This is a genomic window from Mesorhizobium sp. M1E.F.Ca.ET.063.01.1.1, from assembly GCF_003998155.1.
Classification (GTDB): Bacteria; Pseudomonadota; Alphaproteobacteria; order Rhizobiales; family Rhizobiaceae; genus Mesorhizobium.
Genome location: NZ_RZSC01000604.1, coordinates 1 through 3,640, shown reverse-complemented (window position 1 = coordinate 3,640; position 3,640 = coordinate 1). Strand labels below are relative to the sequence as shown.

Annotated in this window: 3 protein-coding genes and 1 pseudogene; 3 read left to right on the top strand and 1 reads right to left on the bottom strand. The window is 63.5% G+C overall.

Annotation, left to right across the window (positions count from 1 at the left end; translation table 11 throughout):
- The first annotated feature begins 2 nt into the window (after positions 1 to 2).
- The gene (locus EOA29_RS28975; protein WP_127221949.1) at positions 3 to 254 is read left to right on the top strand and encodes a GlsB/YeaQ/YmgE family stress response membrane protein; all 252 of its coding nucleotides are present in this window, start codon (positions 3 to 5) and stop codon (positions 252 to 254) included.
- Positions 255 to 405: 151 nt separating this feature from the next.
- Here the strand turns inward: EOA29_RS28975 and EOA29_RS28970 are convergent, their stop codons facing one another.
- Complete coding sequence (locus tag EOA29_RS28970; RefSeq protein WP_126094126.1) at positions 406 to 1,293, bottom strand: DMT family transporter; 888 nt, start codon at positions 1,291 to 1,293, stop codon at positions 406 to 408.
- Between the two features lie 286 nt (positions 1,294 to 1,579).
- On the opposite strand from EOA29_RS28970, the gene tuf reads away from it, so the two are divergent.
- Positions 1,580 to 2,755, top strand: a complete 1,176-nt coding sequence (gene tuf, locus EOA29_RS28965) for an elongation factor Tu (protein WP_095805843.1) — start codon at positions 1,580 to 1,582, stop codon at positions 2,753 to 2,755.
- A gap of 296 nt (positions 2,756 to 3,051) precedes the next feature.
- Positions 3,052 to 3,640: pseudogene (locus EOA29_RS28960) on the top strand (hypothetical protein); the annotation flags it as partial.

Below are 3,640 nucleotides of genomic sequence, written 5' to 3'. Positions count from 1 at the left end.
GCATCATCAGCTTGATCATTCTCGGCGTCATCGCCGGCTTCATCGTCAGCAAGATCGTCAACAAGACCGGCCAAGGCATGATAATGGACATCGTGCTCGGCATCGTCGGCGCAATCGTCGGCGGTGTGATCTTCAGCGCTTTCGGCGCATCGGGCGTCACCGGCCTCAACATCTGGAGCCTGATCGTCGCCGTCATCGGCTCGGTCGTCGTGCTCTGGGCCCACCACCAGATCAGCGGCAAGCGCACGCTGTAGAAACAGGAACCCGCAGCTCGTTCGGCCGCGGACGATCGCCGGATTTTGGGCCGGTCGCGGCGCGCGATCGCGGCGACGGTATATTGACAAGCGATCCCGCCCGACGCCGCTGGAAAGCGGGCAGGGCGCCAGGCTGTGCGGATCGGATGCCTCAGGCAACCACGGTCAGGCGCCGCCGTCTTTCATCGAGCGAGACGATGGCGAGGCCGCTGCCGACGACCAGCAGGATGCCGCAGACGGCGAGCGCATTGGGAAACTGCCCGAACACGAGCAGGCCGGAAATCACCGCCCAGACGGTGAAGCAGTAATAGAAGGGTGCGACCGCGCTGGTCGGTCCGACGCGATAGGCCATGAAGATGAAGAAATGGCCGAAGATCAGGAACAGGCCGGCGCCGGCGATCAGCAAGAGGTGGCGACCCTCCGGCATCGTCCATTGCTCGGAGACGAGATGCGCTATGCCTGAGCCGATCACCACCACCACGACGGCGGAGATGGCGACGATCATGCCTGGCACCTCGGCGCCCACTTTGCGTCCGGCAAGGTCGCGCGCCGCTGCCAGGGCCGCGTTGCCGAGCGCCAGCAGGGCATAGACGGAAATGCCTTGCATGGTCGGCTGCGCCACCATGAGAGCGCCGATAAAGCCGAGGCCGATCAGCGCCATGCGCGCGGCGCCGATCTTTTCGCCGAACAGGATCGAGGAGCCGACCAGCATCAGCAGCGGCGTGATCTGGCCGAGCGCCGTCGAATCGGCGATCTGCATGTTGGCCAAGGCCACGACGTAGCAGAGGATCGCGGCGAGCTCGCAAAGATTCCGCCGCAGCACCTTGCGCTCGAAAAGCAGCGGGATCTGCCTGCCATAGCCCAGCATGAAGAGCAGCGGCACACCCCACAGCGTCGCGGCGACGCCGCGCAGGAAGAGCACCTCGTATGGCGGCAGTCCGGTGGTCGCGAGCTTCATCATCGTGTCGTTGACGAGGTAGGAGCCCGTCGAGACGATCATGAACAGGGGACCGCGGATATTTGCCGGAATGAACTGCATTCGCCGAAGAAATCAGAGCCATGTCGCGGCGGCAATGGGCCAGTTCCGGGCGATCGGGCTGCTATCCGCGGGAATCTGTTGATGAGGTGTCCGAGACGTGGATGGCCGCCTATTTGAATTCATCCACGGCGGCCCTATATCCGCGTCACGTCCCCTGTAATCGGATCATTGGTTCGGTCGAGTGCGAGAACGCTCGGCTACAAGGTACTTGTGTTTTTCGGCCGTTGTCGCTAATCGCCCCGCATTCGACTGAACTGAAGGTCAAGGCCGCCCAAGGAAAGAGACTATGGCAAAAGGTAAATTCGAGCGCACCAAGCCGCATGTGAACATTGGCACGATCGGTCACGTCGATCATGGCAAGACGTCGCTGACGGCGGCGATCACGAAGTATTTTGGCGAATACAAGCGCTATGACCAGATCGACGCGGCGCCTGAAGAGAAGGCGCGCGGCATCACGATCTCGACGGCGCATGTCGAGTATGAGACGGCCAACCGTCACTATGCCCACGTCGACTGCCCCGGCCACGCCGACTATGTGAAGAACATGATCACCGGTGCCGCGCAGATGGACGGCGCGATCCTGGTGGTTTCGGCCGCCGACGGCCCGATGCCGCAGACCCGCGAGCACATCCTTTTGGCCCGTCAGGTCGGCGTGCCCTCGATCGTGGTGTTCCTGAACAAGGTCGACCAGGTCGACGACGCCGAGCTGCTCGAGCTGGTCGAGCTCGAGGTTCGCGAGCTGCTGACCAAGAACGAGTTCCCCGGCGACGACATTCCGATCGTCAAGGGCTCGGCGCTGGCTGCGCTTGAGGATTCGAACAAGACCATCGGCGAGGATGCGATCCGCGAGCTGATGGCTCAGGTCGACGCCTACATCCCGACGCCGGTTCGTCCGCTGGACAAGCCGTTCCTGATGCCGATCGAGGACGTGTTCTCGATCTCGGGCCGCGGCACGGTCGTGACCGGCCGCGTCGAGCGCGGCGTGGTCAAGGTCGGCGAGGAACTTGAGATCGTCGGCATCCGTCCGACCACCAAGACGACCTGCACGGGCGTCGAGATGTTCCGCAAGCTGCTCGACCAGGGCCAGGCCGGCGACAACATCGGCGCGCTGCTGCGCGGTGTCGACCGTGAGGGCGTCGAGCGCGGCCAGGTTCTGGCCAAGCCGGGTTCGGTCAAGCCGCACAAGAAGTTCGTGGCCGAGGCCTACATCCTGACCAAGGACGAGGGCGGCCGTCACACGCCGTTCTTCACCAACTACCGTCCGCAGTTCTACTTCCGCACGACCGACGTGACGGGCATCGTGACGCTGCCGGCCGGCACCGAGATGGTGATGCCCGGCGACAACATCACCGTCGACGTCGAGCTGATCGTGCCGATCGCGATGGAAGAGAAGCTGCGCTTCGCCATCCGTGAAGGCGGCCGCACCGTCGGTGCCGGCATCGTCGTCACCATCAAGGAATAATCGATCCGGCATCAGCCGGTTCGAGAAGGAAAGGGCGGTCTTCGGGCCGCCCTTTTTCGTTTCCGGCGCTCCGAAGGTGAAGTATCGCGCCAGGCCTTTCAAAGCTGTTTGCAAGCGACATCGCTGCAACTAGTATGGGTTGTACCCGTGGGGGCTTTGCAAGCGTGGTTCGGGAAAGCCGTTCAGACAGCATTCGGTGGTGGCGCTGGCCGATCCGGCTGGGCTTGGCCGCTGCCGTGGGGCTGGCCACGTTTACCGCCGCAGCCAAGGAAGAGGCACCCGACCTTGGTCCGCCGATGCGCTTTGCCGTCGTGCGCAGCAGCGCGCCTGGCTGTGAGCCGAACTGCCCCGAGTGGATTTCTGCGGAAGGCACCATCGAGGCCGGCGTGCCGGCCCTGCTCAGGCGCCTGCTGAAGACGCTTGCCGGCCGGCAATTGCCGGTCGTCGTCAATTCCCCGGGCGGCAATGTCGATGCCGCGCTGCAGCTCGGCCGCATGATCCGCAAGAACAAGCTCGACATCGCCGTAGGCACGACGGAGTTTTCCGGCTGCTCGCCGGAGATGAAGAATTGCCGGGACAATGACGGCAAGGCCGCGCCGTATTCCGGCATCGCCTATGACAGCGGCGCGATGTGCAACTCGGCCTGTCCGCTGATGTTTTCCGGCGGCGTTCGCCGCGTCGTCGGCGAGTGGGCCTTTCTCGGCGTCCACCAGATCACCACGACATACCACAGGGAAAAGCTGCTTTACCGCACCACCTACAAAATCGTGAACGGCAAGAAGAAGATCCTCGGCACTAGAATCGTCAGCCGCAAGAACGCCGGCAGCTACAAGACCTTCGAGATGAGCAAGGCGGTCGAGAAGCGGCTCTCGGCCTATTTGAGGG